At 58.2% G+C, this 15,643-nt stretch carries 13 protein-coding genes; 3 read left to right on the top strand and 10 right to left on the bottom strand.

Annotation, left to right across the window (positions count from 1 at the left end):
* Positions 1–2 precede the first annotated feature (2 nt).
* A complete protein-coding gene (locus tag ACIQTS_RS10100; protein ID WP_105658350.1) occupies positions 3–1,673 on the top strand; it encodes a ubiquinol-cytochrome c reductase cytochrome b subunit in 1,671 nt (556 codons plus the stop codon).
* Positions 1,674–2,732: 1,059 nt separating this feature from the next.
* On the opposite strand, the gene ACIQTS_RS10105 is transcribed toward ACIQTS_RS10100, so the two are convergent.
* The 6 genes from ACIQTS_RS10105 to ACIQTS_RS10130 all read right to left on the bottom strand — a co-directional run bounded on the left by ACIQTS_RS10105 (position 2,733) and on the right by ACIQTS_RS10130 (position 8,768).
* Complete coding sequence (locus tag ACIQTS_RS10105; protein WP_105658348.1) at positions 2,733–3,515, bottom strand: GntR family transcriptional regulator; 783 nt, start codon at positions 3,513–3,515, stop codon at positions 2,733–2,735.
* 113 nt (positions 3,516–3,628) lie between these two features.
* Positions 3,629–4,030, bottom strand: coding sequence for a cytochrome c oxidase subunit 4 (locus tag ACIQTS_RS10110; protein ID WP_105658347.1), 402 nt, complete (start codon positions 4,028–4,030; stop codon positions 3,629–3,631).
* 2 nt (positions 4,031–4,032) lie between these two features.
* Positions 4,033–5,751, bottom strand: coding sequence for a cytochrome c oxidase subunit I (gene ctaD / locus ACIQTS_RS10115; RefSeq protein ID WP_105658346.1), 1,719 nt, complete (start codon positions 5,749–5,751; stop codon positions 4,033–4,035).
* Between the two features lie 2 nt (positions 5,752–5,753).
* Positions 5,754–6,677, bottom strand: coding sequence for a cytochrome c oxidase subunit II (gene coxB, locus ACIQTS_RS10120; RefSeq protein WP_286134304.1), 924 nt, complete (start codon positions 6,675–6,677; stop codon positions 5,754–5,756).
* Positions 6,678–6,849: 172 nt separating this feature from the next.
* Complete coding sequence (locus ACIQTS_RS10125) at positions 6,850–7,224, bottom strand: iron-sulfur cluster assembly accessory protein (protein ID WP_105658344.1); 375 nt, start codon at positions 7,222–7,224, stop codon at positions 6,850–6,852.
* Positions 7,225–7,358: 134 nt separating this feature from the next.
* On the bottom strand, positions 7,359–8,768 hold the full coding sequence (locus ACIQTS_RS10130; protein WP_402473133.1) for a dipeptidase: 1,410 nt from the start codon (positions 8,766–8,768) through the stop codon (positions 7,359–7,361).
* A 69-nt stretch (positions 8,769–8,837) separates the two neighbouring features.
* Here ACIQTS_RS10130 and ACIQTS_RS10135 point away from each other — a divergent pair, with 69 nt between their 5' ends.
* Positions 8,838–9,431 carry a DUF3043 domain-containing protein gene (locus ACIQTS_RS10135; protein WP_402473136.1) on the top strand — a complete coding sequence of 198 codons (594 nt, stop codon included), beginning with the start codon at positions 8,838–8,840 and terminating at the stop codon, positions 9,429–9,431.
* 404 nt (positions 9,432–9,835) lie between these two features.
* Here the strand turns inward: ACIQTS_RS10135 and ACIQTS_RS10140 are convergent, their stop codons facing one another.
* Entirely contained in the window at positions 9,836–10,900 is a 1,065-nt protein-coding gene (locus ACIQTS_RS10140; RefSeq protein WP_402473138.1) for a quinone-dependent dihydroorotate dehydrogenase, read from the bottom strand.
* Positions 10,901–10,960: 60 nt separating this feature from the next.
* On the opposite strand from ACIQTS_RS10140, the gene ACIQTS_RS10145 reads away from it, so the two are divergent.
* Positions 10,961–12,007, top strand: coding sequence for an alpha/beta hydrolase (locus ACIQTS_RS10145; protein ID WP_402473141.1), 1,047 nt, complete (start codon positions 10,961–10,963; stop codon positions 12,005–12,007).
* On the opposite strand, the gene ACIQTS_RS10150 is transcribed toward ACIQTS_RS10145, so the two are convergent.
* The 3 genes from ACIQTS_RS10150 to leuA all read right to left on the bottom strand — a co-directional run bounded on the left by ACIQTS_RS10150 (position 12,004) and on the right by leuA (position 15,601).
* Positions 12,004–12,810 (bottom strand): isoprenyl transferase, encoded by an 807-nt coding sequence (locus ACIQTS_RS10150; RefSeq protein WP_402473142.1) that lies wholly within the window; start codon positions 12,808–12,810, stop codon positions 12,004–12,006. The genes ACIQTS_RS10145 and ACIQTS_RS10150 overlap by 4 nt on opposite strands.
* Positions 12,807–13,556, bottom strand: a complete 750-nt coding sequence (recO, locus tag ACIQTS_RS10155) for a DNA repair protein RecO (protein ID WP_402473144.1) — start codon at positions 13,554–13,556, stop codon at positions 12,807–12,809. The genes ACIQTS_RS10150 and recO overlap by 4 nt, the downstream gene beginning before the upstream one ends.
* 305 nt (positions 13,557–13,861) lie before the next feature.
* Positions 13,862–15,601 carry a 2-isopropylmalate synthase gene (leuA, locus tag ACIQTS_RS10160; protein WP_402473147.1) on the bottom strand — a complete coding sequence of 580 codons (1,740 nt, stop codon included), beginning with the start codon at positions 15,599–15,601 and terminating at the stop codon, positions 13,862–13,864.
* Positions 15,602–15,643: the final 42 nt, after the last annotated feature.

Genomic DNA, 15,643 nt, shown 5'->3' on the forward strand with positions numbered 1-15,643 from the left:
TCATGACGACAACTAACGAATACCAGGCATCGACCGCTACCGGTCGCATCGCCAACTTCGTGGATTCCCGCGTCGGCGCTTCGGGCATGGTCAAGGAATTCGGTCGCAAGATCTTCCCGGACCACTGGTCGTTCATGTTCGGCGAAGTGGCAATGTACACCTTCGTACTGCTGCTGCTCTCGGGCACCTTCCTGACCTTCTTCTTCGATCCGTCGATGGCTCACGTCGTCTACGACGGCTCGTACGTACCGATGAAGGGTATCGGCATGTCGACGGCTATGGCATCGACCATGGATATCTCCTTCGACGTGCGCGGCGGCCTGTTCATGCGACAGGTACACCACTGGTCGGCACTGCTGTTCGTCGCTTCCCTGTCCGTGCACATGCTGCGCGTATTCTTCACCGGCGCATTCCGTCGCCCACGTGAACTGAACTGGGTTGTCGGCGGCGTGCTGCTGATCATGGGTCTTGCTGCCGGCTTCACCGGCTACTCCCTGCCTGATGATCTGCTGTCCGGTAACGGCCTGCGCATTATCGATGGCGTCATGAAGGCACTGCCGATCGTCGGCACCTACCTGTCGATGTTCTTCTTCGGCGGCGAGTTCCCTGGCGATACCGTGATTCCGCGACTGTACTCGTTGCACATCATGATTGTTCCTGCGGTCATCATCTTGCTGATCGTTGTGCACCTGTTCATGGTCGTGACCCACAAGCACACCCAGTACCCTGGCCCAGGCCGCACCAACGACAACGTTGTTGGCTTCCCGGTTGGTCCGGTATACGCAGCCAAGGCCGGTGGATTCTTCTTCATCGTCTTCGGCATCGTGGCATTCATTGCTGGCCTGTTCCAGATCAACCCGGTATGGAACTACGGTCCATATGACCCATCCCCTGTTTCGGCTGGTACCCAGCCGGACTGGTACATCGGTTTCGTCGATGGCGCGCTGCGCTTGATGCCAGGTTACCTGGGCAACTTCAGCTTCGAATGGATCATTCCATTCCCATGGGGCGATAACACCCTGGTGATGTCGGTACTGCTGCCAGCACTGGTTCCTGCAGGCGCACTGTTCGCAGTGATGTTCGCATGGCCGTGGATCGAACGCTGGATCACCAAGGACAACCGCGAGCACCACCTGCTCGACCGTCCACGCAACGCTCCATTCCGAACTGCAGTGGGCGCTGCCGGCGTAGTCTTCTACTGCGTCATGTGGGCTGCTGCTTCCTCGGACTTGATCGCGACCCACTTCCACGTGTCGCTGAACGATGTCACCTACTGGCTGCGTACGCTGTTCTTCCTGGGCCCAATCTTCGCCTTCTGGTTGACTCGCCGTATCTGCCTGTCGCTGCAGCGCAAGGATCGCGAGATCGTCCTGCATGGCCGCGAAGCTGGCATCATCCAGATGTCGCCTGAGGGCGGCTTCTCGGAGAAGCACGAGGAAGTCGACGTCTACAAGCGTTACCTGCTGACCAACTACGTTGATCGCCAGTACATCCCGGCTCAGCCTGACGCAGCAGGACACGTCTCCGGTTCGGAGAAGCGTCGTGCAGCAATCTCGAAGTTCTTCTTCGAAGATCGCGTCGCCCCGGTAACCCCATCGGAGCTGGAAGCTGCTCATGCAGCCCACGGCCACCATGAGGTTGAGGGTGACACGCAGGACTCGATCGCCAAGTAATAGCGACCTGAGTTAGTCACAAAAGGAGGGACACACCGCAAGGTGTGTCCCTCCTTTCGTTAACCCGGCTTTCCCAGGGGTCCCAGTGAGCCTAGCGCCGGGTGAGCGCTCCGAAGACGCATGGTGGACGCCCATCGAGATTCCAGTGGCTTAGAACGGCATCTGGCACTGCCGGGTGCTCAGGGTGGAAAGTCCGATACTGCTCCCCTAGCCGCGTATCGAGCTGCGCTCCCCAGTGCGGAGAAGAATTGGCCATCCTGTTTGGCACTTCAGTCAGAAATGCCGTTCGGGGCTGAATGCTACTGCCGGCCTGCAGTGCAGCCATTCCGGATTGGCTGGAATCGAATGCGGCACGCCAATGCCAGTTGCGACAGGTGCAGCTGCCCGGAATCGTCCCGGGCCGAACCGGAGCGGAGAGCTGCTCAGTGCATTTGTCTTTCCAGCGAAGGCTCTCCAGACTGGGGACGAGCTCAGTTGCGCAATCACGTTCGCCAAGACTTCGGATGCAGCAGTTTCGACTCCCGTTTTGGCTCTCGGCATGGTCGAGCCGATGGCCAGGGCGTTCTTCCAATGCTGCTCCCCTGCCAGAAAGAACGCCCGGCAGGCACCATGCCCTCCAGTCCTGCTTCAGAATCGTTTGAATTGGATGACGGAATAGCTCTGGACGCATCGACCGGATGGCAGAATCTCGCTGCAACCAGGACTGTGTGATCTAGGGATATATTGGATCTTCGCTGCGGCCTATCGCACTAGTGTGGATGGTTTCCCACTGGACAGGGCGGCTGGAGTGTCCACTTTTCAACTTCCGTCGACATTCCATGTCCTGCTGCCTTGAAGCGGCTTTGAGCTTGCGCCGCGATCTTCTTCCGTGTGCGGGAGACCTGCTTGCTCCTGCTATAGCTCCATACCGGCGGACCAGGCTGCGGGAGTGCTTATTCAGTAGTTGATGCCCGGAACCATTTTGAACGGCAGATATGGCATCCTTGGGGATGGTTGACGGGGGGTGCTTGGCACTTGCGCGTTGGAATCGAAGCAGCCGGCCGCATGGCTATGCCAGCCCTAGAAAGTGTCGGTGTAGCGAGGCGTGCGTGTGCCCACTCGCTGCAACGGCACGAAGAGCTTGTAGCGGTCTGAGCGGTAGAGCGAGACCGAGTAGTCGGCTAGCCGATCGCCGATGTAGGCATACCGGGTGATCTGCAGGAGCGGGAAGCCTGGTTCTACGCCCAGGAGCACGGCTTGCCGCTTGCTCGCCGCAGTGCTTTCCACCTGGTCCTCACCCCATTCGAGCAAGATGCCATAGCGCTCGTGCAATGCCTGATAGAGCTTTGACGGCGGCTCGCCATCCACAAAGCCAGGCACGAGATCGGCAGGCATATAGTTCTCGTCCAGGCTCATGGGGGTGCCATCGGCCAGCAGCAGGCGCTTGAACTGGACTACGGCAGTACCCTCCTCCACCATCAGCTGCGAAGCCAAGGTGGCGCTGGCTTTAATCTCCGCGAATTCGAGTACATGGGCATCGGGAACCATGCCGCGGCGCATCATATCTTCGGAGTAGGAATGCAGGCGGACACGAAGGTCCAATTTTTCGGGCACGACGAACGTGCCGATTCCCACCACGCGTTTGAGCACTTGTTCATCCACCAAGGCATCGATGGCTTGGCGGATGGTCTTGCGGGCCACGCCGAAGTGCTCTGCCAGCACGCGTTCGGGCGGAAGCTTGTAGCCGGGTTTGCACGCCTCGCGCGCATGGGTCTTGAGAATCTCTCGGATTTGCCGGTACTTGCTTTGCCGGCTGGCCGGATCAAGGTGCGCCTGGACATGTGGCTGCGGTGCGTGGCGCATGCTGCTTCTCCTTGATCCAAATATCCTGACGGCCTATCGCCATCGAGGAACCCCTATTAAAAGACTAACGGGACGACAAGCAAAATTGCTTGTCGTCCCGTTAGGGTTACTGCCTAGTGAGCGTGATCGCCACGGCTGTATTCGTAAACCCAGCCGGTCACGCCAACGACGGCCAAACCGGCGCCGATGAAGAAGACCCACCAGCCCACAGCGAGGCCAAGGAAGCCAATCGCTGCAGCCGAAGCCAGGACCAGTGGCCACCAGCTCCATGGGGAGAACATTCCGATATCGCCGGCGTTCTCGTGGATTTCGCCATCCACGCGGTCCTCGGGCCTGTTGCCAACGCGCTTAGCGGTGAATAGCAAGTAGCCACCTACCATCGCGGACAATGCGACCAGCATCAGCAATGCCAGGAATCCGACCCATTCGCTCCAGTTGGTCATGTAACCGTAGACAATCGCTACTGGGGTGAAGAAGAAGACGCCACCCAGGAAAATCCAGGATTCAACTTTCATCGTTACACGTCCTTCTGGTCAGCCGAGCCGAAGATCTTCGCAACCGGAGTTTCGGGGGTTACCCGTCCACTCAGTTCCGGGTGGTGCAGATCCAGTGCCGGACGCTCGGAACGGATGCGAGGGATCGAGTGGAAGTTGTGGCGTGGTGGAGGGCAAGAAGTTGCCCATTCCAGCGATGCGCCGAAGCCCCATGGATCATCTACTTCGACCTTCTTGGCGTTACGGTGGGTAACCCACACGTTCCAGAAGAATGGAATCATCGACGCACCCAGAATGAATGCGAAGACGGTCGAAACCTGGTTCATGGTGGTGAAGCCATCTTCAGGCATGTAGTCGGCGTAGCGACGTGGCATGCCCATAACGCCCAGCCAGTGCTGGATCAGGAAGGTGCCGTGGAAGCCGATGAACAGCAACCAGAAGTGAATCTTGCCAAGACGCTCGTTGAGCATCTTGCCGGTCCACTTCGGCCACCAGAAGTAGAAGCCAGCGAACATCGCGAACACAACGGTACCGAAGACTACGTAGTGGAAGTGAGCCACAACGAAGTAGGTATCCGATACGTGGAAGTCCAGCGACGGAGCCGACAGGATAATACCGGTCAGACCGCCGAACAGGAAGGTGATCATGAAGCCCATGCTCCAGAGCATTGGGGTTTCGAAGGTGATCGAGCCGCGCCACAGGGTTCCGATCCAGTTGAAGAACTTCACACCGGTTGGAACTGCGATCAGCATGGTCATGAAGCCGAAGAACGGCAGCATTACCGAGCCAGTGACGTACATGTGGTGTGCCCACACGGAAACCGACAGTGCAGCAATCGAGATGGTCGCGAAGACCAGGCCCTTGTAGCCGAAGATCGGCTTGCGGGAGAACACTGGGAAGATCTCGGAGACGATGCCGAAGAACGGCAAAGCAATGATGTAGACCTCAGGGTGCCCGAAGAACCAGAACAGGTGCTGCCATAGTACGGCACCGCCATTCTCTGGATCGAAGATGTGGGCACCGAAGCGGCGGTCTGCACCCAGTGCGAACAGCGCAGCTGCCAGTGGCGGGAAAGCCATCAGGACCAGCAACGAGGTGATCAAGGTGTTCCACGAGAAGATCGACATGCGCCACATGGTCATGCCAGGTGCACGCAGGCAGATGATCGTGGTAATGAAGTTGACGGCGCCTAGGATGGTACCGAAGCCCGACAGTGCAAGGCCGAAGACCCAGAGGTCTCCGCCGATTCCTGGCGAGAAGGTGGTGTTCGACAGCGGAGCGTAAGCGAACCAACCGAAGCTAGCTGCACCCTGGGGGGTGAGGTAGCCGGCCAGAGCGATCAGCGAGCCCAGCGAGAAGAACCAGAAAGCCAATGCATTCAGACGTGGGAAGGCCACATCCGGGGAACCGATCTGCAGGGGCATCATGACGTTGGCGAAACCTGCGAACAGCGGGGTTGCGAACATCAAGAGCATGACAGTGCCGTGCATGGTGAACAGCTGGTTGTACTGTTCCTTGGTCTGCAGGATCTGCATGCCTGGTTCGAACAGCTCTGCACGAATCAGCAGCGCCATAACGCCACCGACACAGAACAGGATGAACGAGCTGATCAGGTACATGTACCCGATCTTCTTGTGGTCGGTCGAAGTAATGTAGTCGACGAACAGACGACCCTTGGACTTCGGCACTACGGCTGGAGCAATCGACTTCACGTCGTCAGTTGCATATTCAAACGTTGTCATGATTACTCTCCTTCCCCGTGCTCTACTACGACGCCGTTAACAACATCTGGCTTACGGTCGTACTCTTCACCAATATGTCCATCTTCCATCTTTGCCAGCTGAGCCTTGAACTCGGACTCATTGACAACCTCGACGTTGAAGAGCATCTCGGAGTGGTACTCGCCGCAAAGCTCGGCGCACTTTCCGTCGTAGCTGCCTTCAACCTGTGGAGTCAGGTAGATGTAGTTGGTCTTGCCTGGGATCATGTCCAGCTTCTGCAAGAAGGCTGGTACCCAGAAGGAGTGGATGACATCGCGGCTATTCAGCTCAAGGGTTACCGACTTGCCCGCTGGCAGGTACAGGGTTGGCAGTTCTTCGCGAACGCCTTCCGAGCCATCGGTGTTCAGGTGAGCCTGTTCGCCGGCGTAATACTTCTCGGTGCCCTGGTAGCTGTAGTTGAAGTCCCAAGACCATTGCTTGGCTCGGACATCGACTACGACCTCAGAATCAACAGGGGCGTTGATCTGCTTTTCCAGGGTGTTGTTGAAGCTAAAGAAGACTAGAACAAGGACCAAAGGAATGGCCGTGTAGAAGATCTCCAATGGCAGGTTGTAGCTCAGCTGACGCGGGTAACCCGTATCGTTCTTGCGGCGGCGGTAGGCGATGACGCACCAGAGCATCAATCCCCAGGTCAATACGCCGACGACAATAACAGCGATCCACGAGTTAACCCAGAAATCCTGGATTGCCCCGGTGTGGTTGGTGGTGTCGCGCTCCACGTTTGGGAGCCAACCGCGTTTTGCCTCCGCTGTACATCCCGTCAACAGCAATGCGCCAGTGCCGACTAAAGCCAGTACTTTGGCTTTAGCGGACCCGCGACTGCCGGTTCGGTCTTGCGAACTCACAGACGGCCCTTCCTCTTTGTTGGTGCAGAATGTGGTCTTCATAAGTCACCTCGTGGTTTAAACGAGTTGCACGGTGAGGTGGCTCACGAAGGGAAACATAGTTTTACTACTTAATGTAGAGCTTACCCTCTTTGGGGTCAGAATGCCGAAAAACGCCGCTGTGCTAACGAGAAATTTCTTCAACGTTTGAACAGCGGCGTTTGTTCCCTACGGCCTAGTGGAAGGAATCTCCACAGGCGCAGGAACCCGATGCGGCCGGGTTGTCGATGGTGAAGCCCTGCTTCGAGATGGTGTCCTCGAAATCAATGGACGCGCCAGCGAGGTACGGGACGCTCATCTTGTCAACGATGACCTCAACGCCATCGAAGTTGCGTACCGCGTCGCCGTCGAGCATGCGCTCATCGAAGTAAAGCTGGTAGATAAGGCCCGAGCAGCCACCTGGCTGCACGGCGATGCGGAGACGAAGATCATCCCGGCCTTCCTGTTCCAGAAGCGAGCGAACCTTGTCCGCCGCCACGTCGGAAATCTCCACCTCATGGGTTGGCACCTCAGTTGGATCGCCCTTGGTCTGGTCAACAGATGCAGTCATGATTTTCCTCCCATACTGCTCGATGCGGCACCAAGCTCCAGATTTGTTACTGGAACCGGCACCTCTGTTCTTGCTTCTATCCTACGTCGCTACGCTGAAGAATTCTTCCCCTGCGTCTCTCCGTATGACACGGTTCATAGTCCCTTGGCGTTGATCCTCGCCAGCATGAGGGCTTCAGCCTCAATTGCGTGCTGGAAGTCGCCTAGATGCAGCGACTCGTTGGCCGAGTGCGCACGCGAATCGGGATCCTCGACACCGGTCACCAGGATCTGCGCCTTCGGGAAAACTTCCAGTAAATCTGCGATGAATGGAATTGATCCACCCAGGCCCATATTCACTGGTACAACGCCCCAAGCTTGTTCAAGCGCCCAGCGCGCGGTGTCATTTGCCGAAGCGTCCAGGTTCGCCTTGTAGGCGTTGCCTGCTTCGGTGGCGACAAATTCAACCTCGGCGCCGCGAAGGTCAACGCTTTTGACGTGTGCTTCAAGGGCCTTGAGCGCATCTGCAGGATTCTGCCCTGGGGCCAGGCGCATCGATACCTTGAAACGCGTTGCCGGCAGCAAGGTATTCGACGAGTGGTCGACACTCGGGATATCCATTCCAATCACGCTCAGTGCTGGTTTATTCCACAAGCGGTCGGTGATCTTGCCGGTGCCGGCAAGCTGGAAGGATTCCAGAACGCCGGAGTCCCTGCGGAATTCGGCTTCGTCGAAGTCGACTTCAGCGATGTCGTTGGCAACCAGGCCGGCCACGGCAACAGAACCGTCCTCGTTGTGGAAGCTGGAGATCAACTTGGCGGCGAGGATCGGGCCATCGAGAACTGGTCCGCCAAACATGCCCGAGTGAACTGCATGGTTCAACGAGCGGACGGTGATCTCCGCTGCGCACATGCCGCGCAGCGAGCTGGTCAGTGCTGGGGTTCCAACCGACCAGTTGGACGAGTCGGCAACTACGATCACATCTGCTGCCAACTTGTCCTGATGGGCTTCGAGGAAGTTGCGGAATGATGGGGATCCGGCTTCCTCCTCCCCCTCGAAGAAGTAGGTCACGCCGACGCCGAAATCGCCAATGAGGTCCAGCACGGCGCGCATCGCCGCGATGTGGACCATGATGCCGGCCTTGTCGTCAGCGGCACCGCGGCCGAACAGCCGGTCCCCTACCTTCGTGGCTTCGAATACCGGGGTTTTCCAGTCCGCCTCGTTGCCCGGAGGCTGGACGTCGTGGTGTGCATACAGCAGCACGGTTGGCTTTCCGGGTGCCGCCTTGCGCTGGGCTACCACGGCAGGTGCGCCCATAGCGCCGTTCTGCGCAGGCTCGCGCAGGATTTCCACGGTCTCCATCCCGGCCGACTTGGCCAATTCGGCCACTGCCGCAGCCGATTTTTCCAGGTTCTGCGGGTCGAAGGATTCCCATGCGATGCTCGGGATCGCGACCAGGGAAGTGAGCTCTTCGAGGATCTTCTCGAAGTTCGTTTCGATGTGGCTTTTTAGAGCGGCAATATCGACGCCGCTTGCAACAGCGTCGAAGGTAGTATTTTCGGTCATGCCTTCAGCCTAGCAATTCCTCGCGTATCGAATGTCACGCCGCTAACTATTTCCGGCTAGAATAGAGGGGTGTTTGGACGTAAGAAGGATGAACCTCAATCCCCCGTAAATGTGGAGTCTGCCCAGCAGGCCCCGGAAACAACCGACGGCCGCAAGACTGGTCCAACGCCCAAGCGCAATGCGCAGCAGGCGAACCGTCAGCGCCCGTTGGTTCCTACCGATCGCAAGGCCGCTAAGGAAGCCCAGCGTCAACAGCGTGTTGAAGCGCAGAATCGTTTGCGCTTAGCCAACGAAACTGGCGATGAACGCTACCTGATGCCACGCGACAAGGGTGAGCAGAAGCGCTACACCCGTAACTTCATTGACTCTCGCTGGATGTTCGGCGAGTACATGATGTTCATCATCCTGGCCTTCTTGGTTGTCTCGCTGGTGTTCCAGCGCAACCTGCAGATCCAGATGTTTGTGCAGGCAGCCCTCTGGGTTGTTATCGCACTGATCATCATCGAAGCAATTGTGACGACCATCCTCTTGAAGAAGCGCCTGGTCGCCAAGTTCGGCCACATGGAAAAGGGCGTACGCATGTACGCGGCAATGCGTGGAATGCAGTTCCGCAAATTGCGCCTGCCAAAGCCACAGGTCAAGCGCGGCGCAAATATCGACTAGTCGATACCGCTAGACCGCAAAGGGGCAAGCTCGCTGAGCTTGCCCCTTTCTAGTTAATTGCTTGATTGAATAACAATGTTCAAAGTTTGTGGAGCCAAGTACAAGTTGATGCAGATTCTGCGATAGGAATATCGTTGCCGCGACGCATTTCTGCCAGTCACTGTCCGTGCTCGCAGCATGCGGCCTTGTTGGCTCAGATACAAGGATTCATCCCGGTCGGCAACCGCTATTGCCACGTTCTCCCCTAGCGCGGCTGCCCTCTCCTAGTCTCCTGATCCAAGTTGCGTTCAAAGCTGTTGCAGGAAGAACGTACGCAGAAGATGGGCCCAGTTAACGCGGAATGGCTCCGACTCTTCGCGAATCGGAGCCATACCGGAGCATTTGGGACATTCCACTCCAAAGAACTAGAGCATGCGCTCCAGGTCCTTATTGATCGAACGTGCCCAGAACGGACCCTCGTAGAGGAATGCGGTGTAACCCTGTACCAGGTCAGCGCCTGCGTCCAGGCGTTCCTTCACATCCGCTGCATTTTCCACGCCGCCGACGGCGATCAGAGCCATATCGGCCGGAACGAGTGAACGCAACTGGCGAAGAACTTCAAGCGATCGCTGCTTGAGCGGAGCGCCAGATAGCCCGCCGGCGCCAATCTCTTCAACCTTGGACGCATCGCTGGTCAAGTTCTCGCGACCGATGGTCGTATTGGTGGCAATAATGCCGTCGAGTTCAAGTTCCATGGCCAAGCGTGCAACGTCAGCGACATCCTCATCGCTAAGATCGGGAGCAATCTTGACCAGCAACGGAATATGGCGGCCGGCAACCTTGTCAGCCAACTGGCCGACTTCCGAAAGCAGCGGACGAAGAGAATCAACGCTCTGGAGCAGGCGCAGACCCGGGGTGTTGGGGCTCGAAACATTGACGACCAGATAATCTGCGTGGATCGCCAGCTGGCGGGTGGACGCGAGGTAATCCCCTACCGCGTCTTCCAGCTCTACGACCTTGGTCTTGCCGATATTCACGCCGATGACCGGGCGGGTTCCAGCGTAACCAGCCTTGAGCTCTTGGCGAGAACTGGCGACACGGGCAGCGACAGTTTCGGCGCCTTCGTTGTTGAAGCCCATCCGGTTGATTACCGCGCGGTCCTCAACCAAGCGGAAGAGCCGCGGTTGCGGGTTGCCGGACTGGGCCTGTCCGGTGACGGTTCCGATTTCAACATGGCCAAAACCGATGTCGCTCAACGCCAGGATTCCGGTGGCGCCCTTGTCGAAGCCAGCAGCCAATCCGAATGGGGACGGGAAGTCGATGCCCATAACGGTGCGCTTCAGCTTGGGTACCGGAGCGAAGAACTTGCGAGCTGCCTTAGTGAGCCCTGCGCGTTGCGCAATCTTGATCGCGTTGAATGCAAAATGGTGAGCCTGCTCAGGATCCATCTTGGTGAACACGTGCTTGAAGACCAGTGGGTATATGCGCATGGAACCATTTTCCCGTGAAGAACCCGAAACAGACAACTTGAGATGGGTAGTATTCAAGATATGAAGCACTTCGTTGTTCCAGAAAGCACCAGTTGGCCAGACTTTATGTCTTCAACTAGGCCGGGGCAATGGGTTGAAGATCCCCTCGGGCCTGATTTTGAGCACCAAACCTTGGATTTCGGCGTCGATGCGGAAGGACCGGCCGTCGCGACCTTGGTCCGCTATCGCCCGGCTGGATTCAGGAATCGGCTCGGACGACGAGCCCAGGGAATTGTTCTGAGCGTGCATGGCTGGAGCGATTATTTTTACAACCGCGAACTGGCAGCTTTCTGGCATCACCATGGATACCACTTCTACGCACTTGATCTACGCAGGCATGGACGCAGTCTGAGAGCCGAACATGCTTTGCCTGGTTACGTCGAAGACTTGGCGGACTTCGATGAGGAGCTCAATGCGAGCTTGGAACTGCTGCGTAACGAGCATCCTCAATTACCGGTAGTAGCCCAGGGGCACTCGACGGGCGGCTTGATCCTGAGCTTGTGGCTTGCGCGCCAAGCGCCGGGCATTAAAGCTCTGGTCCTGAATGCTCCATGGCTTGAGTTTCAGGGAACGGCCTTCCTGCGCATTCCTTTTCACGGCCTTATGGAAGCGATCACCCGCACGAATCCGCGCAGGAAGCTCAACGGACCAGAATTCGATCATTACTGGCAATCGCTAAGTACTGATAGCCATGGCCAGTGGGACGTTCATCGGCTATGGCGACCACGGATCGCTTTTCCGAACACCGCGGGATGGCTGAAAACGATATTTGATGGCCATGCCCTAGTTGCGAAGGGGCTGAAACTTCAACAGCCGATCTTCGTCCTCACCTCGGATCGCACCCATATCGGCACGAGCTACTCCCCTGACATGCAGCACTGCGATTCGGTACTCGACGTTCAGCAAACGCGCTTGCGGGCGTTGAAACTAGGCAGTTTCGTTACCTTGTCCGAAATTCCTGGCGCAATGCACGATGTATTCACCTCCGCTGAACCCGCCAGATCCGCAGCATATCGAGATCTAAGCCTCTGGTTGCGATTGGTGGGAACAACGCTGAAAACGTCCTAGGCCTGTGGCTTGTCGATAGCTCCGCCGTAACGGCGATCGCGCTTGGCATATTCTTCTACGGCGGTAAACAGCGTTCGCCGGTCGACATCCGGCCAAAGCTGGTCGAGGAAGACCATCTCTGCGTATGCCGACTGCCACAGCAGGAAGTTGCTTGTGCGTTGCTCGCCACTGGTTCGGAGGAAAAGATCCACATCAGGCAGTTCCGGAGCATGCAGGTATTTGGCGATAGTCTTTTCGCCAACCGAGCTAGCGCGAAGCCTGCCGGCTGCAACATCCCGGGCAATCGCGCTGACAGCGTCGCCTAGTTCCGCGCGCCCGCCGTAGTTCACGCACATGGTCAGCTGGCAACCCAGGTTGTCTTTGGTGAGTTCTTCGGCTTCCTTGAGTTCATTGATAACCGATTTCCAGAGTTTGGGTTCTCGCCCCGACCAGCGTATGCGGACGCCCCAAGAGTTCAACGTATCGCGTTGGCGGCGCAGAACATCACGTGAGAAGCCCATCAGGAAGCGCACTTCCTCAGGGCTGCGCTTCCAGTTCTCGGTTGAGAACGCGTAGACAGAGACGTACTTGACGCCCAGCTCCACGGCTCCGGCCACCACATCAAGCAAAGCTGCTTCGCCTGCACGGTGCCCCTCGGTACGAGGCAATCCCCGCTGGTTCGCCCAACGTCCATTGCCATCCATGACGATAGCTACGTGTTCAGGGATGAGTTCCTGCGGAATGGCGGGCATCTGCGGATGATCCGGATGCGCATAAGGAGCGACTGGGCCTCGGCGGCCGGTGATCTTAGGAAGCTTCTTCAATTTCTCTCCACAAGACGTAGGGAATTCACGGCACGCTCAAGGTGCCACTGCAAGTAGTTGGCCACGATATCTGCAGCTTGCTTGCGCGCTCGAGGTCCTGCTTCTGCCACGGTGGACCAGTCCCCTTCCAGCAGCGCCTGCAGATATTCAATGGTGACGGGGTGCGGCGATAACGATCCAGAGGGACGGCATTCGGGGCAGACGACGCCGCCAAGCTGGACGTGGAGCGCTTGATGCGGGCCAGGCTTGCCGCAGCGCACGCAGTCGGTAAAGGACGGCGCCCAACCAGCAACCGAGAGGGCCCGCAAGATGTAGGAGTCCAGCACGGCTCCGGAATCGACTCGCTGCTTGGATAACAGGGCGATCGCACCGTGGAAGAGCTGATATTGCTTGAGGGCCGAATCGCTTTCTGTTTCCAGCAATTTTTCAGCGATCTCCGACATGGCGTTGGCCACCGTGTAGCTCGGGTAATCCATGACCAGCAATTGGCCGTAAGGATTTCGAAGCTGTGCCTGCGAGACGATATCAAGATTGCGGCCCATCACCAGAAGCGCGTCGACTTCCATGAACGGTTCCAGCGTGGCACCCATCCTCGACGAGGTCCGGCGTACGCCTTTCGCCACGGCACGGACAATCCCATTGGGCGTCAGCAGGGTGATGATGCGATCGGCTTCTCCCAGCTTGTGGGTACGCAAGACCAAACCACGGGTGTGGTAGCTCTTGGAGGCGAAACCTGATCTGGACACGGACAATATTCTCCCACTTCACTCCCAAAACTCTGAATCCATCGATTCCTATGGGTGTCGATTCGTCCCTGGGCGCGGTAGCTGCAGGAGCAATCCGGCATCTACCGGGCCCGAGGAAATGGGGTTCAAGGCGTCTCTTGATTTGAATTCAGCGGGAACGCCGACAGCGACGCAGTAGCCAGTTCCTTTTCTTCGTCGGCGCTTGCTTGCCAGCCGCCCTGGCAGTACCGAGAAGGCAAAACGCCACGGCCAGCGTGGTGAGGCTGGCCGTGGCGTCGAGCTGGCAACGAGGTGGTGCCGCAGACCTACTTGCTGTCGCGGATTGCGCGGTTGACGGCCGAAACTACGGCCTTCAGTGCTGCAATGTTGGTGTTGGTGTCCAGGCCAATGCCCCACAGGATGCGATCGCCCACGGCGCATTCGACGAATGCGGCTGCACGGGCGTTGCCACCTTCGCTCATGGCGTGCTCGGAGTAGTCCAGCACGCGCAGATCCACGCCATCATCGTTGAGCAGCTTGACCAGCGCGGAGACCGGACCGTTACCCTGGGCGCTGCGCTCATGGGCCACGCCGTCGATGATCAGCTTGGTATCCAGGCGGAAGCTTCCGTCCTCCGCCGAAGCCGCGGTCGCCGAAGCAATCTGGTAGTAGCCCCAGGGGTTCATGCCCGAATCTTCGCTGACCGGCAGGTACTCATCCTGGAAAACGTCCCAGATGCGCTGCGAGGAGATCTCGCCGCCCTCGGTATCGGTCTTGCGCTGGATGACGCCGGAGAACTCGATCTGCGCGCGGCGCGGCAGGTCCAAGTTGTAGTCGTTCTTCAGCAGGTAAGCAACCCCGCCCTTGCCGGACTGCGAGTTCACGCGGATCACGGCCTCGTAGGAACGGCCGATGTCCTTCGGGTCGATCGGCAGGTACGGAACAGCCCAGACCAGGTCGTTGATGTCCTTGCCTTCAGCCGAAGCCTTGGCTTCCATCGCTTCCAGGCCCTTCTTGATTGCGTCCTGGTGCGAACCGGAGAAGGCGGTGAAGACCAGATCTCCACCGTACGGGCTGCGTTCAGCCACTGGCAGCTGGTTGCAGTACTCGACGGTGCGGCGGATGTGGTCCATGTCCGAGAAATCGATCTGTGGGTCGATGCCCTGGCCGAACATGTTCATGCCCAAGGTCACCAGGTCGACGTTGCCGGTGCGTTCGCCGTTGCCGAACAGGCAGCCTTCGATGCGGTCGGCGCCGGCCAGGTAGCCCAGTTCGGCCGCGGCCACTCCGGTGCCGCGGTCGTTGTGCGGGTGCAGCGAGAGAATGATCGAATCGCGGTTGGCCAGGTTGCGGTGCATCCACTCGATGGAGTCGGCGTACACATTCGGGGTAGCCATTTCCACCGTGGCCGGCAGGTTCAGGATCATCTTGTTCTCCGGGGTCGCTTCCAGGACCTCGGCTACGGCCTCGGAAATGCGCTTGGCGAAGGCCCGCTCGGTCCCGGTGTAGGACTCTGGCGAGTACTCGTAGGTGATTTTGGTGCCGGTCAGCTGCTCTTCGTACTTCTTGCACAACCGGGCGCCCTGGACGGCGATGTCCACGATGCCGTCTTCGTCCTGGCGGAAGACGACTTCGCGCTGCAGGATCGAGGTGGAGTTGTACAGGTGGACAATGGCCTGCTTGGCGCCTTCCAGCGCTTCGTAGGTGCGCTCGATCAGGTGCTCGCGGGACTGGGTGAGCACCTGGATGGTCACGTCATCGGGAATGCCGCGCTCGATCAGCTGGCGGACAAAGTCGAAGTCGGTCTGCGAAGCCGATGGGAAGCCGACCTCGATTTCCTTGAAGCCCATTTCGACCAGCAGGTCGAACATCTTGTGCTTGCGCTCCGGGCTCATCGGATCGATCAGCGCCTGATTGCCATCTCGCAGGTCGACCGCGCACCAGCGCGGGGCCTTGGTGATGTACTTGTCGGGCCAGGTGCGATCGGGCAGATTGACCTCGATCTGGTCCTGGAATGGAACATACTTGTGGATTGGCATGTTCGAAGATTTCTGCATGTTCTGCATTTCTGTGGGTCCCCTAGACAAAATTAGTGCTTAGTTTGTGGG

Origin of the sequence: Glutamicibacter sp. NPDC090743, assembly GCF_044769125.1 — a bacterium.
GTDB lineage: Bacteria > Actinomycetota > Actinomycetes > Actinomycetales > Micrococcaceae > Glutamicibacter.

Coding starts and splice junctions, on each gene's coding strand:
- ACIQTS_RS10100 (WP_105658350.1), top strand. CDS start 3: ATGACGACAACTAACGAATACCAGGCATCGACCGCTACCGGTCGCATC.
- ACIQTS_RS10105 (WP_105658348.1), bottom strand. CDS start 3,515: ATGCGCCACGCACCGCAGCCACATGTCCAGGCGCACCTTGATCCGGCC.
- ACIQTS_RS10110 (WP_105658347.1), bottom strand. CDS start 4,030: ATGAAAGTTGAATCCTGGATTTTCCTGGGTGGCGTCTTCTTCTTCACC.
- ctaD (WP_105658346.1), bottom strand. CDS start 5,751: ATGACAACGTTTGAATATGCAACTGACGACGTGAAGTCGATTGCTCCA.
- coxB (WP_286134304.1), bottom strand. CDS start 6,677: ATGAAGACCACATTCTGCACCAACAAAGAGGAAGGGCCGTCTGTGAGT.
- ACIQTS_RS10125 (WP_105658344.1), bottom strand. CDS start 7,224: ATGACTGCATCTGTTGACCAGACCAAGGGCGATCCAACTGAGGTGCCA.
- ACIQTS_RS10130 (WP_402473133.1), bottom strand. CDS start 8,768: ATGACCGAAAATACTACCTTCGACGCTGTTGCAAGCGGCGTCGATATT.
- ACIQTS_RS10140 (WP_402473138.1), bottom strand. CDS start 10,900: ATGCGCATATACCCACTGGTCTTCAAGCACGTGTTCACCAAGATGGAT.
- ACIQTS_RS10145 (WP_402473141.1), top strand. CDS start 10,961: ATGAAGCACTTCGTTGTTCCAGAAAGCACCAGTTGGCCAGACTTTATG.
- leuA (WP_402473147.1), bottom strand. CDS start 15,601: ATGCAGAACATGCAGAAATCTTCGAACATGCCAATCCACAAGTATGTT.